Origin of the sequence: uncultured Phenylobacterium sp. (assembly GCF_902826855.1) — a bacterium.
Taxonomy (GTDB): domain Bacteria; phylum Pseudomonadota; class Alphaproteobacteria; order Caulobacterales; family Caulobacteraceae; genus Phenylobacterium.
Genome location: NZ_CADEGK010000008.1, coordinates 14,061 through 40,106, shown reverse-complemented (window position 1 = coordinate 40,106; position 26,046 = coordinate 14,061). Strand labels below are relative to the sequence as shown.

22 protein-coding genes are annotated in these 26,046 nt (G+C 67.8%); 13 read left to right on the top strand and 9 right to left on the bottom strand.

Annotated features, from left to right (window positions below):
• Positions 1 to 5: 5 nt before the first annotated feature.
• Positions 6 to 938, bottom strand: coding sequence for a transporter substrate-binding domain-containing protein (locus QZV94_RS02505; protein WP_293676232.1), 933 nt, complete (start codon positions 936 to 938; stop codon positions 6 to 8).
• Between the two features lie 103 nt (positions 939 to 1,041).
• On the bottom strand, positions 1,042 to 2,229 hold the full coding sequence (locus QZV94_RS02500) for a PLP-dependent aspartate aminotransferase family protein (protein WP_293676220.1): 1,188 nt from the start codon (positions 2,227 to 2,229) through the stop codon (positions 1,042 to 1,044).
• Between the two features lie 95 nt (positions 2,230 to 2,324).
• On the opposite strand from QZV94_RS02500, the gene QZV94_RS02495 reads away from it, so the two are divergent.
• The gene (locus tag QZV94_RS02495; protein WP_293676219.1) at positions 2,325 to 3,254 is read left to right on the top strand and encodes a LysR substrate-binding domain-containing protein; all 930 of its coding nucleotides are present in this window, start codon (positions 2,325 to 2,327) and stop codon (positions 3,252 to 3,254) included.
• Between the two features lie 5 nt (positions 3,255 to 3,259).
• On the opposite strand, the gene QZV94_RS02490 is transcribed toward QZV94_RS02495, so the two are convergent.
• The 4 genes from QZV94_RS02490 to QZV94_RS02475 form a co-directional block, all read right to left on the bottom strand.
• Positions 3,260 to 3,730 carry a RidA family protein gene (locus QZV94_RS02490; protein ID WP_293676218.1) on the bottom strand — a complete coding sequence of 157 codons (471 nt, stop codon included), beginning with the start codon at positions 3,728 to 3,730 and terminating at the stop codon, positions 3,260 to 3,262.
• An 8-nt stretch (positions 3,731 to 3,738) separates the two neighbouring features.
• Positions 3,739 to 6,228: a TonB-dependent receptor gene (locus QZV94_RS02485; protein ID WP_293676217.1), complete on the bottom strand. Its 2,490-nt coding sequence runs from the start codon at positions 6,226 to 6,228 to the stop codon at positions 3,739 to 3,741.
• A 149-nt stretch (positions 6,229 to 6,377) separates the two neighbouring features.
• The gene (locus QZV94_RS02480; protein ID WP_293676216.1) at positions 6,378 to 8,492 is read right to left on the bottom strand and encodes a TonB-dependent siderophore receptor; all 2,115 of its coding nucleotides are present in this window, start codon (positions 8,490 to 8,492) and stop codon (positions 6,378 to 6,380) included.
• A gap of 176 nt (positions 8,493 to 8,668) precedes the next feature.
• Entirely contained in the window at positions 8,669 to 9,025 is a 357-nt protein-coding gene (locus tag QZV94_RS02475) for a hypothetical protein (RefSeq protein ID WP_293676215.1), read from the bottom strand.
• 560 nt (positions 9,026 to 9,585) lie between these two features.
• Between QZV94_RS02475 and QZV94_RS02470 the strand changes: the two genes are divergently transcribed.
• From QZV94_RS02470 to QZV94_RS02455, 4 genes are all read left to right on the top strand, one after another.
• Positions 9,586 to 11,514, top strand: a complete 1,929-nt coding sequence (locus QZV94_RS02470) for an FTR1 family protein (protein ID WP_293676214.1) — start codon at positions 9,586 to 9,588, stop codon at positions 11,512 to 11,514.
• A gap of 248 nt (positions 11,515 to 11,762) precedes the next feature.
• Entirely contained in the window at positions 11,763 to 12,218 is a 456-nt protein-coding gene (locus tag QZV94_RS02465) for a hypothetical protein (RefSeq protein ID WP_293676213.1), read from the top strand.
• A gap of 320 nt (positions 12,219 to 12,538) precedes the next feature.
• Entirely contained in the window at positions 12,539 to 14,485 is a 1,947-nt protein-coding gene (locus QZV94_RS02460) for a TonB-dependent receptor (RefSeq protein ID WP_293676212.1), read from the top strand.
• 1 nt (position 14,486) lies between these two features.
• Positions 14,487 to 15,995: a PepSY domain-containing protein gene (locus tag QZV94_RS02455; RefSeq protein ID WP_293676211.1), complete on the top strand. Its 1,509-nt coding sequence runs from the start codon at positions 14,487 to 14,489 to the stop codon at positions 15,993 to 15,995.
• Positions 15,996 to 16,007: 12 nt separating this feature from the next.
• Here QZV94_RS02455 and QZV94_RS02450 read toward each other — a convergent pair whose 3' ends face one another.
• Positions 16,008 to 16,211, bottom strand: coding sequence for a copper-binding protein (locus tag QZV94_RS02450; protein WP_293676210.1), 204 nt, complete (start codon positions 16,209 to 16,211; stop codon positions 16,008 to 16,010).
• On the opposite strand from QZV94_RS02450, the gene QZV94_RS02445 reads away from it, so the two are divergent.
• From QZV94_RS02445 to QZV94_RS02435, 3 genes are all read left to right on the top strand, one after another.
• Entirely contained in the window at positions 16,117 to 16,692 is a 576-nt protein-coding gene (locus QZV94_RS02445; RefSeq protein ID WP_367253768.1) for a copper resistance protein B, read from the top strand. The two genes, QZV94_RS02450 and QZV94_RS02445, sit on opposite strands and share 95 nt — an antisense overlap.
• Before the next feature lie 114 nt (positions 16,693 to 16,806).
• On the top strand, positions 16,807 to 17,001 hold the full coding sequence (locus QZV94_RS02440; protein WP_293676209.1) for a hypothetical protein: 195 nt from the start codon (positions 16,807 to 16,809) through the stop codon (positions 16,999 to 17,001).
• A 258-nt stretch (positions 17,002 to 17,259) separates the two neighbouring features.
• Positions 17,260 to 17,802: an MAPEG family protein gene (locus tag QZV94_RS02435; protein ID WP_293676208.1), complete on the top strand. Its 543-nt coding sequence runs from the start codon at positions 17,260 to 17,262 to the stop codon at positions 17,800 to 17,802.
• A 70-nt stretch (positions 17,803 to 17,872) separates the two neighbouring features.
• On the opposite strand, the gene QZV94_RS02430 is transcribed toward QZV94_RS02435, so the two are convergent.
• Positions 17,873 to 18,289: a copper-binding protein gene (locus QZV94_RS02430; RefSeq protein ID WP_293676207.1), complete on the bottom strand. Its 417-nt coding sequence runs from the start codon at positions 18,287 to 18,289 to the stop codon at positions 17,873 to 17,875.
• Positions 18,290 to 18,291: 2 nt separating this feature from the next.
• Positions 18,292 to 18,729, bottom strand: a complete 438-nt coding sequence (locus tag QZV94_RS02425) for a helix-turn-helix domain-containing protein (RefSeq protein ID WP_293676206.1) — start codon at positions 18,727 to 18,729, stop codon at positions 18,292 to 18,294.
• A 57-nt stretch (positions 18,730 to 18,786) separates the two neighbouring features.
• On the opposite strand from QZV94_RS02425, the gene QZV94_RS02420 reads away from it, so the two are divergent.
• From QZV94_RS02420 to QZV94_RS02400, 5 genes are all read left to right on the top strand, one after another.
• Positions 18,787 to 19,503: a cation transporter gene (locus QZV94_RS02420; RefSeq protein ID WP_293676205.1), complete on the top strand. Its 717-nt coding sequence runs from the start codon at positions 18,787 to 18,789 to the stop codon at positions 19,501 to 19,503.
• A gap of 454 nt (positions 19,504 to 19,957) precedes the next feature.
• A complete protein-coding gene (locus tag QZV94_RS02415; protein ID WP_367253766.1) occupies positions 19,958 to 21,220 on the top strand; it encodes a TolC family protein in 1,263 nt (420 codons plus the stop codon).
• On the top strand, positions 21,217 to 22,380 hold the full coding sequence (locus QZV94_RS02410) for an efflux RND transporter periplasmic adaptor subunit (RefSeq protein WP_293676204.1): 1,164 nt from the start codon (positions 21,217 to 21,219) through the stop codon (positions 22,378 to 22,380). The genes QZV94_RS02415 and QZV94_RS02410 overlap by 4 nt, the downstream gene beginning before the upstream one ends.
• 91 nt (positions 22,381 to 22,471) lie before the next feature.
• Positions 22,472 to 22,798 carry a hypothetical protein gene (locus QZV94_RS02405; RefSeq protein ID WP_293676203.1) on the top strand — a complete coding sequence of 109 codons (327 nt, stop codon included), beginning with the start codon at positions 22,472 to 22,474 and terminating at the stop codon, positions 22,796 to 22,798.
• Positions 22,795 to 26,034 (top strand): CusA/CzcA family heavy metal efflux RND transporter, encoded by a 3,240-nt coding sequence (locus tag QZV94_RS02400; RefSeq protein WP_293676202.1) that lies wholly within the window; start codon positions 22,795 to 22,797, stop codon positions 26,032 to 26,034. The genes QZV94_RS02405 and QZV94_RS02400 overlap by 4 nt, the downstream gene beginning before the upstream one ends.
• Positions 26,035 to 26,046: the final 12 nt, after the last annotated feature.

Below are 26,046 nucleotides of genomic sequence, written 5' to 3'. Positions count from 1 at the left end.
GGCCGTCAGACGTCCCACGGGAAGGGGAACTGCAAGCCGCCTTCTTTGTATGGCTTGTTGAGGCGGCGATCGGCCTTGATGCGGGTGGCCGGTCCAAGATTGCGGTCCCAGATGTCCCCGTAGTTCCCGACCTGTTTGATGACCTGGTAGGCCCAGTCCGCGTCCAACCCGATCGCGCGCCCGAAGGCGGGATCGCCGCCCAGCACGCGTCGGACGTCGGCGGGTCCGCTTCGGCGCTGCTCATCCACATTGGCCTGGGTCACGCCGTTTTGCTCGGCCCAGATCAGCAGGTTGACCGTCCAGCGGACCACGTCGAACCAGCGGTCGTCGCCGCGGGAGATGGCCACGCCCTGGGGCAGAAGATGGTCGAGGTAGAGCAAGGTGTGCTCAGCGGGGTTTCGCGCCACCGTCGCCACCTGGCTGGCCCCGAGAAAGCCATCGGTCACGTAGACGTCGCAGCGGCCCGAGAAGTAGGCGTCACGAGCCGTGATCGTGGAGTCGAAATAGACGCGCTCGAAGTGGATTTTCTCGTCCGTCTCCACGCGAGTGAGGGTGTTGTCCGCGGAGCTGCCGCCGCTCTGCAGGCATACGGTTCGGCCGTCCAGGTCCTTCGGCGTCGCCGCGCCGAGCGCCCGGCGGAAGATCAGGACATCCGTATCGAACTGAGTCACCGCGACAAACCGGATCGCCATGTCGCGCGTGAAGGTCACCGTCGTGGTCCGGGAGAGGACGTCGATCTCGCCGGTCTGCACGGCCGGCAGGCGCTGCGCGGCATTGAGCGGGATGAAGCGGATCTTCTTCGCGTCGCCAAGTAGGGCCGCCGCGAAAGCGCGGCATACGTCGACGTCGAACCCGCGCCAGACGCCTTTTTCGTCGGGCCGGGACAGACCCGTGATGCCCTGGCTGGCGCCGCAGGTCACATAGTCCCGGCCAACCATTCGGGGCACCGCGCCGCGTTCCTTGGGGGGTGGGGCACAACCGGCGAGCAGTATGGCCGCCAACCCGGCAAGGGCCGTCGCCACTCGCAGCCGCGCCGCGCGGCTATCCATGGCGTTCAGAGCTTTCGCCCGATGCGAGGCCCCCGAACGCCTGGGCGAGGTCGGCCAGAAGGTCGTCGGCGTCTTCAAGCCCGACGCTGAAACGCACCACCGGACCTTTGTGGAGCAGGGGCGCGGCTGTGCGCAGGGGCGGCCCGTCGAGGACCGCCACCAGGCTGCGGGTGCCGCCCCAACTCGCGCCGATGGCGAAGAGCTGCAGCGCCTCCACCGCCGTCGCAAGGCCCGGGCGCGCCCACTCGTGCAGGAAGACCGAGAACAGGCCCGCGCCGCCGGTGAAATCGCGCTTCCAGAGGTCGTGGCCGGGGCTGCCGGGCCGTGGCGGGAAGCGCACCTCGGCGGCCCAGGGCTGCTGCGCCGCCCAGTCCGCCAGCCGTGTGGCGCTCTGCTCGGCGCGGTCCATCCGCACGGCCAGGGTCTCCAGCCCGCGGAGCACCAGGCTGCTTTCGTCGGCCGAGACGCCGTAGCCCAGGTAGCGGCTGTAGTCCTTGAGCCGCCGGTAGAGGTCCACGTCGCCGACTGAGACCGACCCCATCATCACGTCGGAATGGCCCGCGACATATTTAGAGAGTGCGCAGATCGAAAAGTCGACGCCGTGCGCCAAAGGCTTGAACCGCAAGGGGGTGGCCCAGGTGTTGTCGGCGGCGACCTTGGCCCCGCGGGCGCGGGCGGCCGCGGCGATCGCCGAGACGTTCTGCACCTCCATCGTCATCGACCCGGGCGATTCCACCCACACCAGGCCGACGTCGTCGGTGAGCTGCTCGCCGAGGCCGCCGCCGGCCATCGGGTCGTAGTAGCCGGACGCGATACCCAGCCCGGCCAGGAAATGGGCCGCGAACGGCCTGACCGTGTCGTAGATGCTGTCGGGGAACAGCACCCGCTGTCCGGGCGCGACCGCCGCTAGGGTCGTGAGCGCGATCGCGGCAAAGCCCGAGGGTACGACGAGGGTGCGTGCCGCGCCCTCAAGGCGCGCGAGCCGGGTCTCCAGTTCCCGCGAGGTCGGCGTTCCGTAGAGGCCGTAGGAGAAGCCGTCGTAGATCTCGTCGCGCCGGCCCTGGTAGGCGGCCACTGTGGGGAAGACCACCGTCGAGGCGCGGTGCACGGGAACGGCGAGGCTCTGGAACGGCCCCGGATCGCCGTCGCCCGGCGTCACGCAAAGGGTGGGATCACGCATCTCAACAGCTCCGTTGGCCAAAGGCGTAGCCCGCAGGCGCGGGGGGTTCAAATTCATAGTTGCGGGCAAAGCATGCGCAGAGGTTATGCTTGGTCATGAACCTGACGCTCATCGAAGCCTTCAGCGCGGTGATGAAGACCGGCTCCACCACCGCTGCCGCGGAGTTGATGCGCATGTCTCAGCCGGCCATCAGCCGCTCGCTGAAGCGGCTGGAGGACACGACCAAGCTGAAGCTGTTCGAACGGTCGGGGCCGCGGCTGACGCCGACGCCGGAGGCGCACCTGCTCTACCAGGAGGTGCTCGACACCTTCGTAGGCCTCGACCGGCTGCGCCAATCCGTGGCCCGGATCCGGGCGGTGGGCACCGGCTCCGTGCGGATCGCCAGTTCCGCAGCGCTGGGCTTGTCGTTCGTGCCCAAGGTGCTGAAGCGCTTCACCGACCGATGGCCGGGGGTCTCGGTGCGGTTCGAGATCGGCAATTCGGTGACGGTGCGCAACCTGGTGGCCAGCGGCTCCTACGACATCGGCCTCTGCGCCGAGGAGATCGACCGTTCCAACCTGGTGGTTTCCCCGTTCATCGAGACCCGCGGAATCTGCGTGATGCCGCCGGACCACGCGCTCGCTCGGCACGACATCGTGCGCCCGGAGCACCTGGACGGCCTGCGGGTCATTTCGCTGGCGCCGGACGACACCGCGCGCATCCAGTTCAACGCCGCCCTGGAGACGGCCGGCGCCAAGCCGCAGTTCGTGGTGGAGACCCAGTTCGCCGCCACCGTCTGCCAACTCGCCATCGAGGGGGTGGGGGTCGGCCTGACCAATTCGCTGACCTATGTGTCGGATCGCTTCGAGCCGCTGGGGCTGGTCGCCCGGCCGTTCGAGCCCGGTATCGCTTTCCGATCTTTGATGATCCTGCCGCCGCATCGCGCGCGCTCCCGGCTGGTGGATGAGCTTCTGGTTTTCCTGCAAGCCGAACGCGACCTCCTCGACGCCGCCTGTGAGCGCCGCTTCGGCCGCTTCGCGCCGTAGGCCGCCTATTCGTCCACCGCAAAGGTGGCGGCCACCTCCACCGCCGCGCCCAGCGGAAGGCTGCCCGCGCCGACCGCCGCGCGGGCGTGCCGCCCGGCCTCGCCGAACACCTCCACCATCAGGTCCGAGGCCCCGTTCACCACCGTCGGGTGGTCGGTGAACTCCGGCGTCGCGTTGACGAAGCCGGTGAGCTGCACGCAGCGGCGCACCCGCCCCAGGTCGCCGCCCAGCGCCTCGCGCAATTGCGCCAGCACCGCGAGGCCGCATTGGCGCGCCGCGTGGCGGCCCGCCTCCAGGCCGACGTCCTGGCCCACCTTGCCGGTGATCAGGCCATGCTCGTTGCGGGGCAGCTGCCCCGAGACCGTAGCGACCCCGTGGTGCAGCACCACCGGGACGTAGTTGGCGACCGGGGCAGAGGCGGCTGGCAGGGCGATGCCGAGCGCCGCCAGCCGCGCATCGATCGAGGCGGAGTCCATCTGCCGGCTCAGAACTTGCCGGTCAGGCGGACGTACCAGAACCCGCCGTTGAAGCCGAAGGGCGAGAACTGCGGATAGACGATGCCGTTGTTGATCTGCGCCTGGCGGCGGTCCTTGTCGGGATAGGCGTCGAGCAGGTTGTCGGCGCCGACGGCGATGGCGAGGTTTTCGGTCGCCTGGTAGCTGACCTCGGCATCGACCAGCCATTCGGCCCCGAACTCCTGGTCGAAGGAGAGCGCCGTGGGGACGGCGTTGGGCACCGCGTCGATCCACTTGCCGTAGTAGTTCGCCCGCACCAGGACATTCCAGGGGCCCCGCTCCCAGGTGCCGGTGACGTTCCCGCGCCAGCGCGGGTTGAAGTTTCCGATTTCAATCCTCCGCTCGCGGTCCACGGCGCGAGGGTCCCTGAGGGCGGTGACCTTGCTCTTGGTATAGTTGGCCGCGGCGGTCAGTCCGACCTTGCCCAGGTCCATCGCCCAGGACTTGGAGAGCACGATGTCGACGCCCTCGGTCTCGGTGTCGAAGAAGTTGCCGAAGAAGCGGACGCTCTGGAGGTCGCCGGCCGGCGTGCCGCGGGCGATGAGGGCGGCGCGGTCGGCCGGGGTGATAGTGATCCGCGAAGTGAGCGCGACGCGGTCATCCACCTGGATGTTGAAGTAGTCGACAGTCAGTACAAAGCCGCTCAGGTCCAGGACGGCGCCCACGGCGTAGTTCTTGGACTCTTCCTCCTTCAGCGGCTGCGCGCCGTAGAACTGGGCGATGGGGTCGGTCGGCGGGCGGGTGGCGATCAGCAAAAGGCCGCCGGTAAGGGGGTCAATGTTGGTGGCCACGTCGGAAATGTTGGACTGGCCGGGGGTAGGAGCGCGGAAGCCCGTGTTGACCGAGCCCCGGACGGCGAAGCCGTCAAACAGCTCGTACCGGCCGGTGAGCTTCCAGTTGAAGGTGCTGCCGAAGTCGGAGAAGTCCTCGTAACGGGCGGCCGCGCCGATGGTCAGCCTCTCCACGACCTCGGTCTCGAGGTCGACGTACGCCGCCCAGTTGCTGCGTGAGAACGAACCAGCGGAAGCCGGCGTGTACCCCGGGAAGCCGCTGGAGCCCACGGCCAAGCCGACAATCCGGCCCGTGTCCGGATCTACAACGCTGGCGAACCGTCCCGCCTGGTACGAGGCGGGCTCCCCCGGCTTGATCTCGAAGGTCTCGCGGCGATACTCCGCGCCAAACGCCACGTTCAGCGGTTCGGCGAACATGCCGGTGTCGACGGGATACACGAAGTCGGCGTTGAGCCGCGCCTCTCGCTGCTGCAGTTCCCCAGCGCGGAACGAGGCGGGGGAGTCCGGTCCAAGGGACGGGTTCACCGTGTTGTCGAGCTTGAACTCGATTTCGTTCTGGGCGAGCCCCGCGCTGAAGTCGTAGCGGAGGCCGCCGAAGGCCTCACCCTTCGCCCCCGTGGTCAGGCTCATGTCCAGCATATTGCTGCGGAAGATCGGGGCGAAGCCGCCCGGGAAGCGGCCGTTGAAGCTGAAGCGCGGCCCACCCGGCGTCGTAGTAAGCGGCACGCTGGCAAAGACATCGGCGCGGCTCAGCGGCCGGTAGAAGAAGTCGGATTCAGCCGAGGCCTGTCCGAAGTTGCCGAAGGCGTAGGCCGTCACCGTCTCGGTCGCCGGCAGCTCGGCATTGAAGAACAGGCGGGCGGCGTCGACCTTCGGCGCGCCCCAGCGCTGGGCCGGGACCGGCACGGCCGTGTTGCCGGAGTTGATGAGCGCCTGGGCGTCCGGCCGCTGGGTTCCGCGCGAGGTCTTGGCCGAGCTGGACAGCTCGCCGCTGATATTCAGGAAGCCTTCGGCGGAGAGCGGCAAGCCCACATTGAGCTGGATGTTATAGTCCTCGCCGTCGCCTTCGTAGAACTGGCCATAGCGGGCGATGGCGGTGACGCCTTCGCTCTGGCGCTTGAGCTGGAAGTTGATCACGCCGGCAATGGCGTCGGAGCCGTACTGCGCGGCCGCCCCGTCTCGGAGCACTTCGATCCGGTCCACAGCGATGGCGGGGATGGTGGAGAGGTCGACGCCCTGGGCGCCGGCCGCGAGCGGCTGGTTGGTGATCTGCACCACCGCCGAGCGGTGGCGGCGCTTGCCGTTGATCAGGACGAGCGTCTGGTCCGGCGGCAGGCCGCGCAGGCTGAACGGTCGGACGAAGGCCGAGGCGTCCTGCGCCACGAATTTCTGGACGTTGAGCGAGACGACGGTGGTCTTCAGGGCGTCGTTCAGGTCCGAAGACCCTTGCCGTTGCAGGGTCTCGCCAGACACCACGTCAACAGGTGTCGACGATTCCGTGAGGGTGACGCCGGCGCGCCGGGTGCCGGTGACCACGACCTCATCGACCTGGTCCGCGGCCGTCTCCTGACCGAGGGCGACGGCAGGAAGCCCTGCGATCAGGGCGCCGCCGAGCGCCGAGACGGATGCCAGAAGCGCCGCACGCGCAACCGAGCCCTTCGAACCCATGCCTTCCCCCAATTGCCTGCTCCTGGGCTGCGAAGACCCGCACCCTCGAGAGGACCGGACCATGGGGGGATCAGCACATCAAAGGCGGATTTGAGCGTCATCATGCATCGAGGTTATGGAAGAGACTGCAATTTTTGCCGGCACTGGCGTCAGAATCGAGAGTGCAGTGCGACCCGCACGGCGCGTGGGGAGCCCGGCAGGATGTTGTGGTCTCCATGGCTAGTGGGGAAGTAGCGCCTGTCGAACAGATTCTCGACGTTGACCTGCGCGCGCCACCCGTTGCTGAGGTTGACGAACGCTCCAGCGTCCACCCGCGTGAAGCCAGGCAGGGTCACGGCGTTGGAGATGGAGGCGAACATCTTGGTCTGATGGATCACGCCCAGACCGACGCCGAACGTCGACGTGAGCTCGTACTTGTTCCACAGCGAGAAGGTGCGTTCGGGTACAAGCGGGACCTTGCGTCCCGCCGGCGCGGCGGAGGTTGTGCGGGTGATCTCCGCATCCTGCCACGCATAGCCGCCCGCCACCTGCCAGCGCTCCGTGAGCTGGCCCCTGATTTCGGCCTCTAAGCCTTCGGTCCGCTGGGCGCCGGTGAGCAGCAGTTGGCCGGGACGGCTCGGATCGGGCGCGGTGGTGTTGTCCCGGTCGAGCCGATAGAGGGCGGCGGTGAACAGCAGGTCGGGGGCGATCTCCCATTTCAGGCCGACTTCGAAGTTCTCGAACTTTTCCGGTTTGAAGTTCTCGCTCGCCGCGCTGAGCGAGGAGAACTGGTCCCCCGAGCTGGGCAGATAGGAGACGCTATAGCCTGCGTAGAGCGAAATCGGCTCGATCGGCTTGAAAACCACACCCAGCCGCGGAGACCACAGCTCATCCCGGCGCGAGAAGTCGCGCCGCCCGGCGGCGGAGGCGCGGTCGTCGTGGAAGTCGAGGTCGAAGCTGTCAAACCGCAGGCCCACGATGAGCTGCACCTGCGGGGTAACCTGCACCTGGTCTTGGATGTATCCGGCCACGATCGTCGCTTCGGTTCGGTTGAAGGCATCGTTGCCGGTGTTGGTGAAGAAGATGGTCTGGCCGCGGCGAGTGGGATCGTCGAACGGGTTGCCGGTGAGCGTCGTGGGCCCCGTCACGGTGTTGAAGCGTCCGTTGAGGCGGAGGTTGCGGGTCTCCTGGCGGCCGAGTTCGACGCCGGCCAGCAGGGTGTGCTCCAGGCCGCCGAACTCGGTCTTCCAGACTAGGTCAGTTTGGTTGAACAAGTTCTCGCGGTTCATCAGGTTGTTGTAGGCCTGCAGCGGATAGGTCGCCGGCGCGCCGGTGAGGCCCGGAGCCGCCGGGCCGCTGGGGAAGACGTTCTGATAGAACTTGTCGTAGTAGCCGAGGACCGTTCGATTGCGGACGACCAGCCCGCTCATCGCTTGATACTCGAAGGCGAGATTCACCAGGTCCACATCGGTGGTGGCGTAGCTGCGCTCCGGGTCGCCGAAGAAGGCGCCGCGCGGGGCGGGCGCGGGCCGGCCGTTGAACGAGGGCAGGCCCCGGTCGACCGTGCGGTCGTCCTCGAAGTGTTCGTAGGACAGCTGGACGGTCAGGTTCTCCACGCCGCGCCACGCGATGGACGGGTTGATCCCCCACCGCTCGACGTTCACGAAGTCGCGGAAGCTTTCGGATCGTTCAAACAGTCCCACCACGCGGCCCGCGAGGTCGGCGCTGAACGGCTGGTTCGCGTCCAGGGTAAACCTGCGGTGGTCCCAGGAGCCCAGCTCCGCCGAGAGCGAACGATCCGCGGACCAGTCGGGCTTCTTGACGACGCGGTTGATCACCCCGCCGCCGCCGCCGCGGCCAAAGATCATGGCGTTGGGGCCTTTAAGCACCTCCACCCGCTCCACCTTGTAGAGATCGCGAAAGTACTGGACGTCGTCGCGCACCCCATCGACGAAGAAGTCGGACGTCGTCGCGTTGCCGCGAAGCGTCGGCGCGTCGCGGTGCCCCTCGCCCTGCGCCATGGTGACGCCGGGCACATAGCGCACTACGTCGGCCATTCCGCGCATCGACTGGTCGCGGATCAGCTCGTCCGTGATCACGGTGATCGCCTGAGGCACGTCGCGCAACGGCGTGTCCGTGCGCGTGGCGCTCGAGGTGCGCTCGGCGCGGTAGGTGTCGTCCTTGGGCGCGGTGACCACCACCGGCGAGACGTCGGCGGGCGCCGCCACCTCCTCGGCCCTGGCGGCCTGAGCGCCGAGCGCAAGGATCAGGGGAGCGGCGGCCACGAGAGCTCGGTTTCGGTTTGGATTCACGGTGCCCCGGAATGTCTTGCTAGTGCGAGTGAGAAGCGTTCTTAACTGGCCAGTTTCGCCGCGGCAACGGCTATTGCGGCTAGCCAGTCCGCGCGAGCCAGTAAGGCGGCGGGCATGAGCTCAGGCGGTAGAATATGTCGGGACGGGAGCTAGGGCTGCGGGGCGCCATTAGCCCGGCGGCGGCGTGGGACGAGCCGCCCTAGGTCCGTCTTTGCTCTACGCCACGCGAGCAACACCCCTGTCGCGGCGGCGGCACCCGCGAATGTCAGGAGGGCCGCCATGGCGTCGGCCCAGTTTGGACCCCGGTCGAACCCCCGGCTAAAGTCGAGCCGGTGCAGCCCCAGATGCAGCCAGCGGAATCCCCTCGCCGCGGCATCGGTCGAGGCCAGGACCTCTCCGCTCGCCGGATCGAGGTGGTAGCGCGTGCCGTCGGCGAGCACGACCCGCCAGGCCGGTAGGCGGACAGGCTCATGATGTCCGTAGTAGTAGGCATCCTCGCCGGTCATCAGGCCTTGGCCTTGCACAGCGCCAAGCCGACCTGCGGCCCGGGCGAGGACAGCGGTCGCAAGGGGCGCAGGGCCTCCTGACGCGTCCAGACGATGTCCCTCCGCCACCAGGAACAGTTAGTCTCCCAAGGGGGCGAACCGTACTTGGCGCACTGACGGCGATTTCGCCTTGAGCGCTGCCAACGCCGCCAAAAACTGACCTCCCGTGACCGATGACTCCTCATAGCGCTCCAGCCGGTGGTCAGGCGGGCTTTCAAGTAACCCCCAGGGCTGCATCGAGAGGAAGCGGCGAGCGCCAGCGCACCAGCCGAAGCCTTCACGATGTGCCGCTGGTCTGGGCTGAACCTCATCGCGGGCGGCCTCCAGCTACGGCTTCGGAGCTGCCGCGCCGGGCGCGACCCGTGTGCAGGGTCAGCCAAGGGACGCTCTTGCTCATGCGGGTCTCCTCGGGAGAGGCTACATCCTCTAGCCAGTTGAGGATCAAGGGTCTGCAATAAGCACTTGATCGCGCCCCGCGCGCCGCGGCTAGTGCAAGCCATTCTCAGTCGCAGCAGGTATTCATGACGTCGCTTCTCGCCCGCGCTTGCATGATCCTCTTGGCCGCCGTGGTTGTCTTCGCGCGACCCGCGGCAGCGCAGGAGGCGCCCCCGGCCGCAGTGGCCTGGCGACTGCTCGACTACATCGCGGTCGACTACTCGGGCGCGGTCCAGGGCGGCCGAGTTGTAAGCGAGCTTGAGTACAAGGAGATGCAGGACTTCTCCGCCGCCGTGCGGACTCGTCTGGCCGAGTTGCCAGACAATCCCGCCAAGGCAGGGCTCGTGCGCGAGACGGAACAGCTGGCTGCGCAGATCGACCAGAAGGCCCCGCCGGAGGCGGTGGCGAAACACGCGCAGCAGCTCGCATCACGGCTGCTGGCGGCCTATCCCACCCCCGTGGCCCCGCGCCGCGCGCCCGACCTCCAGCGGGGCGCGAGACTCTATGGCGAGGTGTGCGCCTCCTGCCACGGCGTCACAGGGCGCGCGGATGGGCCGGGCGCCAAGGGCCTCGACCCGCCGGTGATCGCCTTCACCGACGCCGAGCGGGCCCGCCAACGGAGCCTCTTCGGCCTCTATCAGGTGATCACCCAGGGCCTGGACGGCACGGCCATGGGAAGCTTCGCGCACCTGTCCGCGGAGGATCGCTGGGCGCTCGCCTTCTACGTGGGGGCTTTCGCGTTCGATGAGAGGGCGGCACAAGCCGGAGAGGGCCTCCTGAAGCAAGACCCGCAGCTGCGCGCGCGCTTCTCCGACCTGAGCGCGGTCACCCAGGCGACGCCTGCCCAGCTGGCGCAGGAATTGGGCGCCGCGCGCGCCGATCAGCTGACGGCCTTCACGCGCCGGCATCCCGAGGCGCTGGCCGCGCAGGGCGCCGGAACCCTCGTCATCGCCCGCACGAAGCTTCAGGAGAGCCTGGCCGCCTACCAGCGCGGCGATCGGGCCGCCGCGGAGTCCCTCGCGTTGTCGGCCTACCTCGACGGCTTCGAACCGGTCGAGCCGACGCTGCGGGCGCGCGACGGCCCCTTGATGGCGAGGGTCGAGGCGACGATGGGCGAGTTGCGCGCCAGCATCTCCCGCAACGCTCCACCGAGCGAAGTCGCTGCGCGTGTCGAGACGCTCCAGCAGCTCTTCGACGAAGCCGAGATAGCGCTGTCGCCCGATCGCGCCAGCGCTATCTCCAGTTTCCTCGGGGCCTTCACGATCCTCCTGCGAGAGGGCCTTGAGGCCCTCCTGATCGTGGTGGCGATGGTAGCCTTCCTGCGCAAGGCGGAGCGGCCGGAGGTGCTGCCGTATGTCCACGGCGGCTGGATCGCGGCCCTGGTCGCGGGTGCCGGGACGTGGGTCGCCGCTACCTACCTGATCTCGGTGAGCGGTGCGAGCCGCGAGCTGATTGAGGGTTTCGGGGCGAGCTTCTCGGCGCTCGTGCTCATCTCGGTGGGCGTGTGGATGCACGGCAAGAGCCAGGCCGAAGCCTGGCAGCACTACATCCGTGAGAAGCTCACGTCCGCGCTTTCGAAACGCTCGGCCTGGTTCCTCTTCCTGTTGGCGTTCGTTGTCGTTTACCGGGAGGTGTTCGAGACGATCCTCTTTTTCACGGCGCTTTGGAGCCAGGGCGGGCGCACGGGCCTGATTGCGGGCGCCCTTGTCGCGATGGCTCTGCTCACGGTCATCGCCTGGATCCTGCTGACCTACAGCCGCAAGCTCCCGATCAGCCGCTTCTTCGCCTACAGCGCGCTACTGATCGCAGGACTGGCCATTGTCCTGGCCGGGAAGGGCGTGGCGGGCTTGCAGGAAGCCGGTGTCCTGGGCGTACGCCCGCTGCCCGCGGTTCCACGGATCGAGATCCTGGGCGTGTATCCCACCTGGGAAGGCGTGTTGGCGCAACTGGCCGCGGCCGCCATCCTGATCGTGGGATTTTGGAACGCTGGGCGCCAAGCGCGGAAAACGGCGTAGGGCACGTTGAGCGTGAATCTGAAGCCTCAGCGGGCTGCTTCTTCGCTGGCTCGTGGCGCGCATTGATGCTCCGAGCCGCCAGAAGCTCAGAGTTGATCCCCTTCCCGCAGTCTGGCGCGTGATGAGGATATTCCGGGCCGTACCGCGGCTGTTGTCAGGGCGTCTTCGCCGCTGAGGAATCCAAAGTGAGGCTGCCAAAATGGACGCGCGCGGTATAAGGCAAAGCCACGTATGGCTCGGAAATCTCTATGCGCCCCCTCTACCTTCTCGGACTCGCTTCGCTCTGCGCCAGCCTCAACGGACCGGCCGTCGCTCAATCCGGCAAGTTGAAGGAGGTAGAGTCCCCCGGCGCCGCACGGCATCACGACAAGACCTACCGGTCGGATACCATCGAGGTGTCCCTGAAGGCTGCCGGTGAGCCCGGGCATAAGATCGAATCCATGGTGCGCATGAAGTCGGGCGATCTGCTTGTCTATAGCTGGGAAGCTCCGCCCGGGACGGAGATCTGGCACGAGTTCCACGGGCACTCCACCGGCACGGTTACGTTCTACAAGAAGGCCGCAGGCCCGGCTCACCATGGCGCGTTGACCGCTCCCTTCGACGGCGTTCAGGGCTGGTACTACGAGAACCGGACCAAGGCGCCGGTGACGGTTCGCCTCAAGCTCAGCGGCTATTACGAGATCGTGCCCAAAGACGCGAAGTAGCGAGCGCCAGTGCGTCGGCGGGCGCGCCTGTAACCTCCGCTGTAACCCCCTGAAACCGTAAAGTACTGCCCGGCCGCGAACGGACGTGGGACGTGGCGGCATTGAGAGGCGGCGTCGTCCAGCGACTGCCCAGCTTACGATTTGGGGGTTAGACATTGCACCTTTCATCACGCGCGCGCTGCTTAGCAAGCGCGGCGCTACTGGCCGTCTGGGTCGCGGCGCCGGCTGCCGCTGAAGAGGCGGACGCGCCCAACACCGTTTCAACCTTGACGGTTGAAGGCAAGGGCCTCGGTCTAGAGACCCGGGCGTCGGGCAGCCGTTTGGAACTCACGCCACTCGAGACGCCGGCCAGCATCGAAGTCATCTCCGGCGAGCAGATCAGACAGCGCGGGGACCGGCTGCTGACGGATGCCATCACCCGGGCTACAGGGATCACCTCCACCGCGGCCCCCGGCAACGGCGGGACGGCCCTCGCTTCGCGCGGGTTCAGCGGCCAGGGCTCGGTCATGCTGCTCCGGGACGGCATCCGCCTCTACGTGGGCGCGGGCACCATCACCTTCCCCTTCGATACCTGGACCGTGGATCGCATCGAGGTGCTCCGCGGTCCGGCGTCCGTGCTCTACGGCGAAGGCGCCATCGGCGGGGCGGTCAATGTGATCTCCCGCCGGCCCGAGGCTATGCCCCGGTTCGACGCCCAGGTCGGAGCCGGTTCGCGCGACACCTGGCGTGCGGCGGTGGGTGGTGGAATGCCGATCAACGATCGTATGGCGTTCCGCGTTGACGCGGCCTACGACCGCTCGGACGGATACGTCGACCGCGGCCGCTCGGAGAGCCTGGCGATCTCCGGGGCGGTCGAACTGCGGGCGACCGACGACCTGACCTTCACCTTGAGCCATGACTACGGCGACAACAAACCGATGGCGTACTTCGGCACGCCGCTGATCAACGGCCGCCTGGACGAGCGCAACGCGCGCCGCAACTTCAACGTCGCTGACTATCGGATGAAGTTCACCGACAACTGGACCCAGCTTCGGGCCGAGTACGCGCCCACCGATACGGTGACGGTTCGTAACGTCCTCTACAGGTCCAAGACGGACCGGAACTACTACAACGTCGAGGCTTACGCCTTCCAACCGGCCTCGAACATGGTCCGGAGAAGCGACTACATCGCCATCGGGCACGACCAGGAGCAATGGGGCGACCGCGCCGACATCACGCTCAAGCACGAGCTGGGCGGGTGGTCGAACCAGCTGGTCGTAGGTGGAGAGGTCAACAAGATCGACTTCACCCACTCAAGCAACACGCCCTTCGGCGGTACGTCTCTGGTCGACCCGTTCAACCCGGTGCCCGGGCTCTTCGTCGTCACCGTGCCGTTCATCAATCGCTACAATACGGACACCGACACCTACGCCCTGTTCGTGGAGGATCGGCTTGAGATCAGCGACCAGGTCGCCCTCGTCGGCGGCCTTCGCTACGACAACGCCGACTTCGAACGCCGCGACCTGATCACCAACGCAACGTTCGGGAACGTCTTCAAGGACCTGACGGGCCGCATCGGGCTAGTCTGGACGCCGAGCGACACGCTCTCGATCTACGGTCAGTATGGCACGGGAACAGATCCCCTCGGCTCGCTGATCACCTCCAACACACAGCAGGCCAGCTTCGACAACGCCACAGCGCGCCAGTTCGAGGTCGGCGTGAAACAGGTGTTCTGGGGCGGGCGCGGGCAGTGGACCCTCGCGGCCTACGACATCGTCAAAAAGAACCTGCTTTCCCGCGACCCGCTGAACCCGACCGTCACACAGCAAATCGGCGCCCGTTCCTCACAGGGCGTCGAAGCGGCCGTGACGGCGGAGCTAGGCTCCGGCTGGACGGTCGACGCCAACGTCGCCCTGCTGGACGCTGACTTCGACGATTTCGACGAGTTGGTCGCCGGGGCTCTGGTGTCGCGCGAAGGCAAGACGCCTCCCGGGGTGCCGGAGAAGACTGCGAACCTTTGGGTGTCGTGGGATGCAACCTCAGCGCTGCGGGCCTCGGCCGGCGTCCGCTACGTGGGGCGGCGGTATGTCGACAACGCCAACACCATCACGCTGCCGAGCTACACGGTCGTAGACGCGGATGTGCGCTGGCAGGTCAACGACTCGCTGGCGGCCCACGTCAGCGTCCGCAATCTCACCAAGGAAACCTACGCCGTCACCGGCGGCGCTGCGCAGTGGCTGCTGGGCGCACCACGGTCCTTCGAGGTGCGGCTGACGGCGAGGTACTGACGTGGACCGCCTGACCCGGATCGGACGGCGCTGGCTCTTTCTCATCCACCGCTGGCTGGGCATTGTCACGTGCCTGCTGTGCGCCGTGTGGTTCGTGTCCGGCGTGGTCATGATGTACGTGCCCTACCCGGCGCTCACCGCGAAGGAGCGGATCGCCGGACAGCAGCGCATCGACTGGTCGCAGGTGCGGCTTTCCCCGCAGGAGGCGCTCGGGCCGGCCTTGGGGGACAGGTTCCCCAAGGATCTTCGTCTGGAGATGCGCCAGGGTCACCCCGTCTACCGCCTCACCGAGGCGGACGGCGGGCGCTCGGTCATATCCGCCGTCGATGGCTCGCGTCTCGGCGGCGTGGACGCCGCGGGGGCTCAGCAGATCGCCCGCGACTTTGCCCACGACCCCGCTGCGCGCTGGGCGCGTACGATCCAACGGGATCAGTGGACGGTGGCCCAGCGCTACAACAAGGATCGGCCGCTGCATGTAGTCAGGCTGAGCGACGCCGCGGGCACGGAACTTTATGTCTCCTCGACCCAGGGCGCGGTCGTGGCCGACACCCACCGCAGGGAGCGCTTCTGGAACTGGGTCGGCTCGGTGCCGCACTGGCTCTACTTCACCGTAGTGCGCCAGGACGCCGACCTCTGGCGGCAGGTCGTCATGTGGGCGTCAGGCCCCGCGATTGTCGGTGCGGCGCTCGGTATCTGGGTCGGGCTCCTACGCGTGCGGGTCCGGCGGCGATACCCGGGTGGCCGCGTGACGCCCTACCGAGGCTGGATGAAGTGGCATCACGTCGCCGGCCTGATCGGGGGGCTCTTCGTGGTGACCTGGCTCTTCAGCGGCTGGCTGTCCGTGAACCCCTTCAAGTGGTTCGCCCGCGACGGCCTCGGCGCCGAGGCGGCCGCTCGCTACGCGGGCGGCCCTGGCCGGCGACACTTCACCGAGGTTCCGGCCGGCCTGAAGGGCTCAGAGGACGCGCGCGAGGTTCGCTTCGTCTGGGTCGCGGGCCGGCCTCTCGCGCTCGCCGAAACTCCGGTCGGCCAGCAGCTGTGGGACGCCGGCGGGAGGCCGTTCCAGTTTACCGACGCCGCACTCATCCAGGCCGCGCGTCGGATGCTCCCTGACACCCGGCTGGAGTTCGCACGACGCCTGACGGCCGAGGATGCCTACTGGTACTCGCATCACAACGACCGCCCGCTTCCCGTGGTCCGGGTCGCGTTTGCGGACCCCGCCGCCACGTGGGTCCACATCGATGCGAAGACCGGCCTTGTCGCCGGAGAGACGAACAGGAGCGGCCGCACCTACCGCTGGCTGTTCAACGCCCTTCACAGTCTGGATTTCAAGCTGCTGATCCAAGCGCGGCCGGCATGGGACGTGGTCGTCTGGCTGCTTGCCCTCGCGGGTCTGATCGTCTCGGTTACTGGCGTCGTGATCGGCTGGCGGAGGTTGAAGCACGACTTCCGCGGGTTGCGTGCGCCCGCGGCGGATGAGGCGGTCGAAGCTCGGCGCGAAGCCGCCTGACGGACCGCCGCCTCACGGGTTGGCAGGCCTCAAGTCGAGAATCTCGCCCGCGCCGTCCAGAACAACGGCGCGGAAGTAGACCCGCTGTCCAGGCTTAAGGGTGGGGATGAGCGTTCGCCGGATGCGAAACGTCATCACCATGCCGGGCCAGTCTTCGACCGTCGCCTGTCGATGGCGAAGGGAGACAGTCAGCGCAACGGGATCGACAGCGACCACCTCACCTGATCCTTCCTCGGAGCCGAACTCGCGGATCGCCGGCCCGACGGGTCGCACGGATGTACAGGCAGGCGTCCGGTACGACTTCGAACCCCGTAGGCGCGCCTATCTCATCGTGGGTTTGAGGTCGCTGCGTCCGTATTGGTTCGATGTAGACGCGGCTGTGTTCCTCTCAGACCGCGGCGATTTGCTGGCCAGGGTCGAGGGCAGCACCGACTTCCGCCTCACCCAGCGGCTCATCCTGCAGCCCCGCGCCGAGTTGGACTTCGCCGCCCAGGATGTGCGGGAGAGAGACGTCGGTTTGGGCCTGTCCACCGCCGAATTCGGCGTGCGCCTTCGCTACCAGATCCGCCGCGAGTTCGCGCCCTATGTCGGCGTCAATTACGCGCGCAGCCTTGGCGAGACCGCCGACTTTGCCCGCGCCGCCGGCGAGTACGTCGAGGAAACGCGTTTCGTCTTCGGCGTCCGCGCCTGGTTCTGAGCCAAAGGGTCCAGCTTGGTTCGCGGCGAATCTGGCGCGGCTTCCGCGCCTGTCCCGTACGGAGTAGAATGGCCCGGAATTCAAAGGCTCGACGACTCCCAAAAGGATATCACCATGGACATCTTCGGCAGAGGCGCCGCACTCGCGCTCGCCATCACACTCCTCGGGGCCGGCGCGGCTGCTGCCGCTGAAGCCTGCGCCTGCTGCAAGGAAGGCGCGAAGATGGAGTGCTGCGACAAGATGAAGGACAAGGCCGCAGCCCCGAAGCCGGGCGAGACCAAGCCGGCCGAACCCGAGCACAAGCACTAAGCTGCACCGTCGTCGGTTCCGGGTCGGCGTAGCCGTCAGCGCGCTGGCGCTGCCCGCCGAGGCCGCGCCAGTCCCGGCAATCACCAGCTACAAGGCCACCGCCCAGTCTAGCTCCGATTGAGGCCTGGAAAGAGATGCCGTTGACCAAGGCATCATGCCCACGATGCCCCGGGGGGTAGCTGCGGCGCGAGTGTGCGATCGAGAGGCAGAAGGCCAGGCGGGCATCTTAGCTCCGCGAGTTCGAGCGGAGAGGCCCGCATGGCGCTATCGCCCGATCAAACGGGAATTCTGCGCGGCGGCGCTCTCGCGCTGCTGCTTGCTGCTGTCGCACTGACGGCGGCTTGGCTTTGGCTGCCTCCGGCGTTCGTCGGGATAGCTGAAGGCCTTCCGGCCGGCGAGCGGCTCGCCTACGCCCTAAAAGCAGAGTTGCCGGTCTTCTTCTGGTTGGCGGGGGCGATCCGAGTGGTCTCGAGCGGCCGTTTCAGGTCGCCGGCGGACATCCGCGGCTCGGCTTACGGACCGCCCGGCGACAGACTGGCGATACCTGCGGCGGTTCTCCAGAACTCGTTGGAGCAGACGGTCCTCTTCGTCGGTGTTCACCTCATACTGAGCGTGATGCTACGTGACGCCGAATTGGTCCTGCTCCCGGCGATGGTGGCGATCTATCTGGCGGGGAGGATCGCCTTCGCCTGGGGATACAGCCGCGGCGCTTCAGGTCGCGCCTTCGGGATGGTGCTGACGGCAGCGCCCGCGCTTTTCGGTCTCTTCGCCGCCGCAGCGCTTATCGTGGCAGGCAGGTAGATGCAGCGCGCGCGCCGCTCCGATTCTTGAGACAATTGGGTTCCAGTCGGCGTCCCCACACGGCGTCCTGTCATGGCGCAGGCGCGCGCTGGATGACCAGGATTTCGCCCGCGCCGTCTCGCACGAGGGCGCGGAAATAGACCCGGTCGCCCGGCGAAAGGGTTGGGATGAGCGCCCGTCGGATGCGGAACGTCATCACCATGCCCGGCCAGTCCGCGCGAGAACGCTGGCGGTGGCGCAGGGACACGGTCTGCGCGGCGGAATCGATGGATACGACTTCGCCAACGCCCCCCTCAGGCCCGAACTCCGTGACGATCGCGCCGACGCCCCGGCCGTGATCGGGGTCTATGCGCTTGAGCTTCATGTGCTCCAGAGCGGCGGGTGTCCGTTCGACGGTTTGCTTCTGGCAACCCGTCAGGCCGATGGCGATCGCCGTGACCGTTGCCAGGGTCCGTGCGCAGGATCGCATGGGGACGCGGATCCGCATCCTCAGGTCCCCGGAGACTCGGCGTGGTCCTGCTCGCAGAGCGCATGGTCGCTCAGGACTTCGATGACCCGGCAGTCCGACACCCGACCATCACAGGCCGCTTCCACCATGCGGCGAAGCTCGCCCCGCAGAGCCTCCAGCTGGCCGATTTTCGCGTCGACCGTCTGCAACTGGGCCGCCGCAAGCCGGTTCGCCTGCTCGCAAGGCCTATCCGGGTGATCGGCGAGATCGAGCAGGTTGCGGATGGCGTCGACCGAGAACCCGAGCTGGCGGGCATGCTTGATGAAGGCCAGCCGGCTTACGGCGGTCTCGTCATAAATGCGACGATCGCTTTGGGTCCTCAGCGGCTCCGGCAGGAGGCCGATCCCCTCGTAGAACCGGATGGTGGGGACCTTAACGCCCGTGGCCTTCGCCAGGCCGCCGATCGGCATTTGCGACATCTGTGCATTCCTGAACCAGCCGCTGAAATAGGCGCTTGATCCTCAACCTACTAGAGGATGCAGACTGGTCGCATGTCATTCTGTTCGTCAGAACCCGCCAAAGACAGCGCCTCCGCTGGTTGTTGCGGCGTCACGGCCGTCTTTGATGGGGCTTCAGTGGCCTATCGCCGTGTTCTGGCCTGGGTGATCGTGATCAACCTGCTGGGATTCGGCGTCGTGGCCGTTGGGGCGGTCCTGGCCGGCTCCACCTCACTTGCCGCCAACACCCTGGACTTCGCGGCAGATGCCGCCACCTACGCGTTGAGCCTGTGGGCGATCGGCAAAAGTGCGCAAGTCCGGGCGGTGTCCGCGCTCTTCAAGGGCGCGAGCCTGGCGGTCATGGCCGCCGCGATCCTCGTCTTCGCGGTCTGGCGCGCGGTGTCGGGGACCGTCCCCGACGGCGCGGCCATCTCCGGTCTGGGGCTGTTCGGCGCCGCGGCCAATCTCGTCGCGGCGGTCCTCCTCATGCGCTATCGCGAAGGTGACGCGAATGTGCGCTCGGTCTGGCTGTGCACCCGCAACGACCTGATCCAGTGCCTGGCCGTCGCCGCGACCGGCCTGGCCGTCGCGCTCACAGGCTCGCGCTGGCCGGACCTCGTGGTCGGCGTGCTGCTCGCCGCGGTCTTCCTGCGCTCCGCCTGGCAGATCACCGACCAGGCCCGGGCGGAGCTTCGGGCGGCGCGTGTCGGACAACGCAGCGATATTAACTATCCTTCTACCGCCACCGGGCTATAGAGCGGCTGTGACGGGATCTCAGACATTCTGGCGAAGAGTCGGCGGCTTCATGGCTGTCGTGCTCGCGTTCGCCCTAATGACAGCACCGGTGGCCGAGGCCGCGGTCTGCAGCAATGAAGCGCCCGCCGCGGTCGCTCAACAGGTTCTTGATGACGGGATGGCGACGTCGGACTCCGCGACCGTCGCATCCGACACCCCCGGATCCCCCGCGCCCGACGTGGGTGGCGACCGTGGCCTTTGCCAGCATGGCCACTGCCACCACGCGACCCCTTATCCTCCATCGCTCGCCGTCGAAGTAGTGGCCCATCCCACGGTGACGAGCCTCGCCGTGAAGGTGCAGAGCCAGCACGCGCGCTCCCGAGCGATATCACGCCTGGAACGGCCCCCTCGCGTCTGAACGAACCTCGCGCGGGTGAACGCGCCCGCATTCGTTTCAACGTGAGAAGGGTATACCTTGTCTGTCATCAGTCGACGGCCGTTTCCGACGGCTCTGCTGCTGGGCGTTAGCGCCTATGTGCTCTGCGCCGGCGCGGCGTTTGCCGACCCAGCGCCTCCTTTTCCGGAGTTGCTGCGCCAAGCCCAGACCACGGCGCCGCGCCTCTCCGAAGCCCGCGCGGAGATCGCGCGCGCCGAGGGTCTGGCGCGTCAGGCCCGGGCCATCCCCAACCCCACGATCGGCGTGGAGGTCGAGAATTTCTCGGGTTCAGGTCCGTTCAGGGGCACGAGCCTGGCCGAGACGACTGCCTCGATCGAACAGACCCTCGAACTGGGCGGCAAGCGCTCGGCCCGGGTCGCGGTTGGCCGAGCGGAGGTGCAGGCGGCGCGCGCCCGCGCCGTGCGGATCCAGGGCGAGTACGCCTTCGACCTGGCTGCAAGCTATGCCGAGGCGGAAGCGTCGGATCGCCGGCTGCAGTTGGCGATGGAATCGGCTGGCTTCGCCCAGGAGGACTCCCGCATCGCCAGCGCACTGGTGGAGGCCGGCCGCGAGGCCGACCTGCGCCGCGTCCAGGCGCTGGCGGCGCTGCAGGCCGCCCGGGCGGCGGTCGAGGAGGCTCGCGCCGCACGGGCCACGGCCTTCTCGAACCTGACCGCCTTGGTGGGTGCGCCCGCGCCGATCACCTCCATTTCGATCAGCCTGCTCGCGCGCGCTGACCAGGCCTTCCCCGCAACGCTGCCCGATCCTCTCGCCAGCCCCGGCTATCTCGCGGCGCAGGCTGAACGTGAAGCCGCTGCGCGACGCATCCGCGTCGAGCGTATCCGGGCCGTTCCCGACGTCACCGTCTCCGTCGGGGCCCGGCGCTTCGAGGGCGACGACGCGACAGCGATGGTGGCTGGGGTCTCGATCCCGTTCCCGGTCTTTGACCGGAACCGCGGCAACATCAGCGCCGCGCAGGCCGAATTGAGCGCCGCCGAGTCTCGGCTCAGCGCCGCCCTGTTGGAGGCCGAGGCCGCCGTCCGTTCGGGATCGGCCCGGCTCAGCGCGGCGGAAACCCGGCTTCGCGCCTCGCAGGAAGGGGAGCGCACCGCCGAGGAAGCATACCGGCTGACCCGCCTTGGCTACGAGGGGGGCAAGCTCGACCTCGTCGAACTGCTCAACGCCCAGCGGGCGCTCGCTGAGGCGCGCGCCCAGACCATCAACGCCGCCGTCGAACGCCTGAGCGCCCAGGCGGGCCTCGCGCGTCTCGCGGGCGCCACACCCTTCGGAGATCCCCGGTGAAGCAAGACAACAAGATGCGCCTCTACGTTGGAGTGGCGGCGGCCGTGGTGCTCGCCGGTGCCGGCGGATTCGGCATCGCCAAGATGACCGCCGGCAAGGCTCAGGCCCCCGTCGCGACGGAAGAGCCCGAGCACAAGGAGGGAGAGGCTGACGCAATTGAGATGACGGCGGAAGGGATCACCGCCGCTCGCATTCTCGTCCAGCCGGTAGCGGTCGGAGGGTTCGCCAACGAGGTGTTGGCCCAGGCCACCGTTGAGGCCGCACCCAACGGCCAGGCGGTGCTGACGGCGCGTGCGGCTGGCGCTGTCACCCGCATCTACAAGCGCCTGGGGGACCCGGTACGGGCCGGCGAGCCGCTGGCGATTGTCGAGAGCCGCGAGGCCGCACAGATCGCCGCTGACCGGTCCGTGGCGTCCGCGAGGGCGAGCCTTGCCCAGAAGCAGCTTGCCCGCGAGAAACGTCTCTTCGAACAACGCGTGTCGGCGCGTCAGGACTATGAGACCGCGCAGGCCGAGGCCGCGGCGGCCAACGCCGAAGCGCGGCGTGCGCAGGTCGCCTCTGGAGCGGCGAACGTCACCTCCGATGGCCGCGGCGTAGTGGTTTCGAGCCCGATATCAGGGAGGATCACCGCCGCCTCGGTCAGCCTGGGTGCATTCGTGCAGTCTGAGACGGAACTCTTCAGGGTCGCCGACCCGCAGCGCATCGAGGTTCGTGCGTCCATCAGCGGGGCGGACGCTCCGCGCATCTCGCCCGGTGACCGCGCCGTGGTGGAATTGGCCGACGGCCGCACGATCGAGGGCCGCGTTCGCTCCATCACCCCGTCGTTGAGCGCTGAGACTCGCACAGCGACCGCCGTGGTCGACGTGCCGGCGCTCGGGCTGCAACCGGGCCAGACCGCCCGCGCGCGGATCATTCCGAGCGTTGTCCGGGCCTCGAAAGCCATCGTCGTGCCGGACGAAGCTGTGCAGAGCTTTGAAGGCCGCGACGTGGTGTTCGTACGCACGGCCAAAGGCTTCCAGGCGCGCCCGGTCACCGTGGGACAACGCAGCGCTGGGCGGGCCGAGATCGTTCACGGCTTGACCGCCGGCCAGACCATCGCCGCACGCAACGCCTTCCTGCTGAAAGCCGAACTCGGAAAGGGCGAGGGCGATGAACACTAGCCTCCTCGCGCCTGCCACCGCCGCAGTCCTTGGGCTCTGCGTTAGCGGCTGCGCGACCCGGCCCAGCGCAGCATTGGCGAAGAGCGAGCCGATGCCTGCATTCTCGCTGGAGAGCGGTCGTCACCTCAGGATCGTCAGCGGCTACCTCGGTAAGGGGTCCAACACGGTCGTCAGGGGCGTCGTAAGCCGCGATCCCCTGTGGAGCGGCCCGATCTACGGGCATCTTCACGTCACCGCTTTCGGTCCCGACGGGACCATGGTCGCGCGTGAGCCGACCGTGTGGCGAGGCCGCTTCACGGCGAACCACCCCGAGACGCACCCCTACCAAGCGGACCTTCACGTACCGCGCGCCAGCGTCGCCCGTATCCAGGTGAGCCTGGTCGGCGGACCGCACACTGAGTTGGAGTTTGAGCAATGATCGCCGGCCTCATAGCCCTGTCCGTCCGGGCGCGCTGGGCGATCGTCTTCTTCATCGCCATCGTCTCGGCGATCGGCGTCTGGCAACTGACCCGGCTGCCGATCGATGCGGTCCCCGACATCACCAACAAGCAGGTGCAGGTCAACACGGTGGACCCCGGGCTCTCGCCCGCCGACATCGAGAAGCGGGTGACGTTCCCGATCGAGACCGCCTTGGCGGGCATTCCGGGGCTGGAGAGCACCCGGTCAATATCACGCAACGGCTTCTCGCAGGTGACGGCGGTCTTCAAGGAGAGCACCGACCTCTACTTCGCGCGCCAGCAGGTCAGCGAGCGGATCGCCCAGGCCCGCGAGAACCTGCCGGAAGGCACGCAGCCGCAGATCGGTCCGGTGACCACCGGACTCGGCGAAGTCTTCATGTACACCGTCGACTTCGCCAATCCGGGCGGCAAGGGCGCCAAGATCCGCGACGGCCAGCCCGGCTGGCAGTCGGACGGCAGTTACCTGACCGCCGAAGGCGAGCGGCTCACCGATGACGTCTCGCGCGCAGCCTACCTGCGCACCGTCCAGGACTGGATCATCAGTCCCCAGCTGCGCACGGTCAGCGGCGTCGCCGGCGTCGACTCGATCGGCGGGTTTGAGAAGCAGTATCTCGTCGAGCCGGACCCGGTGAAGCTCAACGCCTACGGCGTCTCGTTCTCCGACTTGGCCAAGGCCCTGGAGGCCGCCAACCTCTCTGTGGGCGCCAACTTCCTCGAGCGCGCCGGCGAGGCCTACCTCGTCCGGGCCGACGCCCGCATCCGATCGGCCAACGAGATCGCCAATGCTGTGATCGCGACCCGCGGCGGCGTGCCGATCACGGTCAAGGATGTGGCCACGGTACGCATCGGCGGCGAGCTCCGCACGGGCGCGGCCAGCCAGAACGGCCACGAGGTCGTGGTCGGCACCGCCCTGATGCTGATCGGCGAGAACAGCCGGACCGTCGCCAAGGCGGTGGGCCAGAAGCTCGAGACGCTGGAGAAATCGCTTCCGGTCGGGGTGGCCGTCAAGCCGACCCTGGACCGCTCAAAGCTCGTCAACGCCACGATCGCGACGGTTCAGCGCAACCTCTTCGAAGGCGCCGTGCTGGTGGCGGTGGCCCTTTTCTTCCTGCTCGGCAACGTGCGGGCCGCGGCCATCGCCGTGCTCATCATCCCGATCTCATTCCTGATGACGGCCATCGGGATGAATACTCTCGGCGTCTCGGGCAACCTGATGAGCCTGGGCGCGCTCGACTTCGGCCTGATCGTCGATGGCGCGGTGATCATCATCGAGAACTGCCTGCGCCGGCTGGCCGAGCGGCAGCACCACGAAGGCCGTCTGCTGGACCTTCGCGAGCGGCTCGAGGAGACCATGCTGGCCTCCCAGGAGATGATCCGGCCGACCGTCTACGGCCAGGCGATCATCTTCCTGGTGTTCGCACCCCTGCTCACCTTCCAGGGGGTCGAGGGCACGACCTTCTCGCCCATGGCCATCACCCTGATGCTGGCCCTGGCGGCGGCCTTCATCCTGTCGCTGACCTTCGTGCCGGCGATGGTCGCCCTGCTGATCCGCGGCAAGGTGGCGGAGAAAGAGGTCTGGCTGATCCGCAAGGTCAACCAGCATTACATCCCGTTGCTGCATAGGGCCGTGGCCCGCCCCTGGCCGTTCATCGGCGCGGCGGTCGGCATCTTCGTTCTGTCTGGCTTCGTGTTCACGCTGCTCGGGCAGGAGTTCATCCCCCAGCTCGACGAGAAAAACCTCGCGGTGGCCTCGCAGCGCATTCCCTCCACCTCGCTGGAGCAGTCGCTGCGCATGCAGCGCGGCGTCGAAACGGCGATCAGCAGCCTCCCGGAAGTGGAGCTGATGTTCTCCAAGACGGGCACCGCAGAGGTCGCGACGGACCCGATGCCTCCGAACATCTCCGACGGCTTCGTGTTGTTGAAACCGCAGAAGGATTGGCCGAAGGGCGTCAAGACAAAGGACGACGTCATCGCCCGCATCGAGGCCAAGACCGGCGCCCTCGTCGGGCAGGGCTACGAAGTCAGCCAGCCGATCGAGCTTCGGTTCAACGAGCTGATCGGTGGGGTCCGCGGCGACGTGGCCGTGAAGATCTACGGCGATGACCTCGACAAGATGACGGCGACCGGCAAGCGGATCGCAGCGGCTCTGTCGTCCACCCCCGGCGCGGCCGACGTGAAGGTCGAGCAGGTCAGCGGAGCCCCGACGCTGGACGTCCAGTTCGACCGGGGCGCGATCGCGCGCTTCGGCCTTACCGTGGAAGAGGTGGCCGACACCGTGGCTGCGGCCATGGCGGGTCGTGAAGCGGGGATGCTGTTCGAAGGCGACCGGCGCTTTGACGTCGTGGTCCGCGTACCCGCGGCGACACGCGCCAGCCTGGACGCCCTGGGCGCCCTGCCGGTCATGTTGCCGGGGGAGGACGGTCACGCCCGTGGTTCCGTCCCGCTCAGCCAGTTGGCGCAGTTCCGCTACACCGAGGGCCTGAACCAGATCAGCCGCGAGAACGGCAAGCGCCGGGTCGTGGTCTCCTCCAACGTGCGGGGACGCGACGTCGGGTCCTTCGTCAAGGCTGCAAGGCCCAAGGTCGAGTCGGTGGCGTTGCCCCCGGGCACGTTCCTCGATTGGGGTGGCCAGTTCGAGAACCTGCAGGCGGCTTCGCAACGGCTTTCGATCGTGGTGCCGATCTGCTTCCTGGCGATCTTCGCCCTGCTCTACATGGCGCTCGGCAGCGTGCCCCTGGCGGTCGCGGTCTTCACCGCCATCCCGCTGGGGCTCGCCGGCGGGGTGTTTACCCTTGCCCTGACACGGATCAACTTCTCCGTCTCGGCCGCCGTGGGCTTCATCGTGCTTGCGGGCGTCGCCGTCCTGAACGGCCTGGTGGTGATGAGTGCGATCCGCCAGCGTCTGGACGACGGCCTTCCGACCACCAAGGCCATCGTCGAAGGCATGATGGAAAAGGTCCGGCCGGTTGTGATGACGGGCCTCGTGCCGGCCATCGGCTTCATCCCGATGGCGCTGGCGCACGGAACGGGCGCGGAGGTGCAGAAGCCGCTGGCCATGGTGGTGATCGGCGGCCTCATCACCGCGACCGCGCTCACGCTGCTGGTGTTGCCCGCGATCACCCAGGTGGTCCTGGACTTCGCCGAGCGTCGCAAGCGCCGGCCGCGAACCGACCCCAGCCTCGTGCCGGCAGAGTAGGGCGCGCGCCGT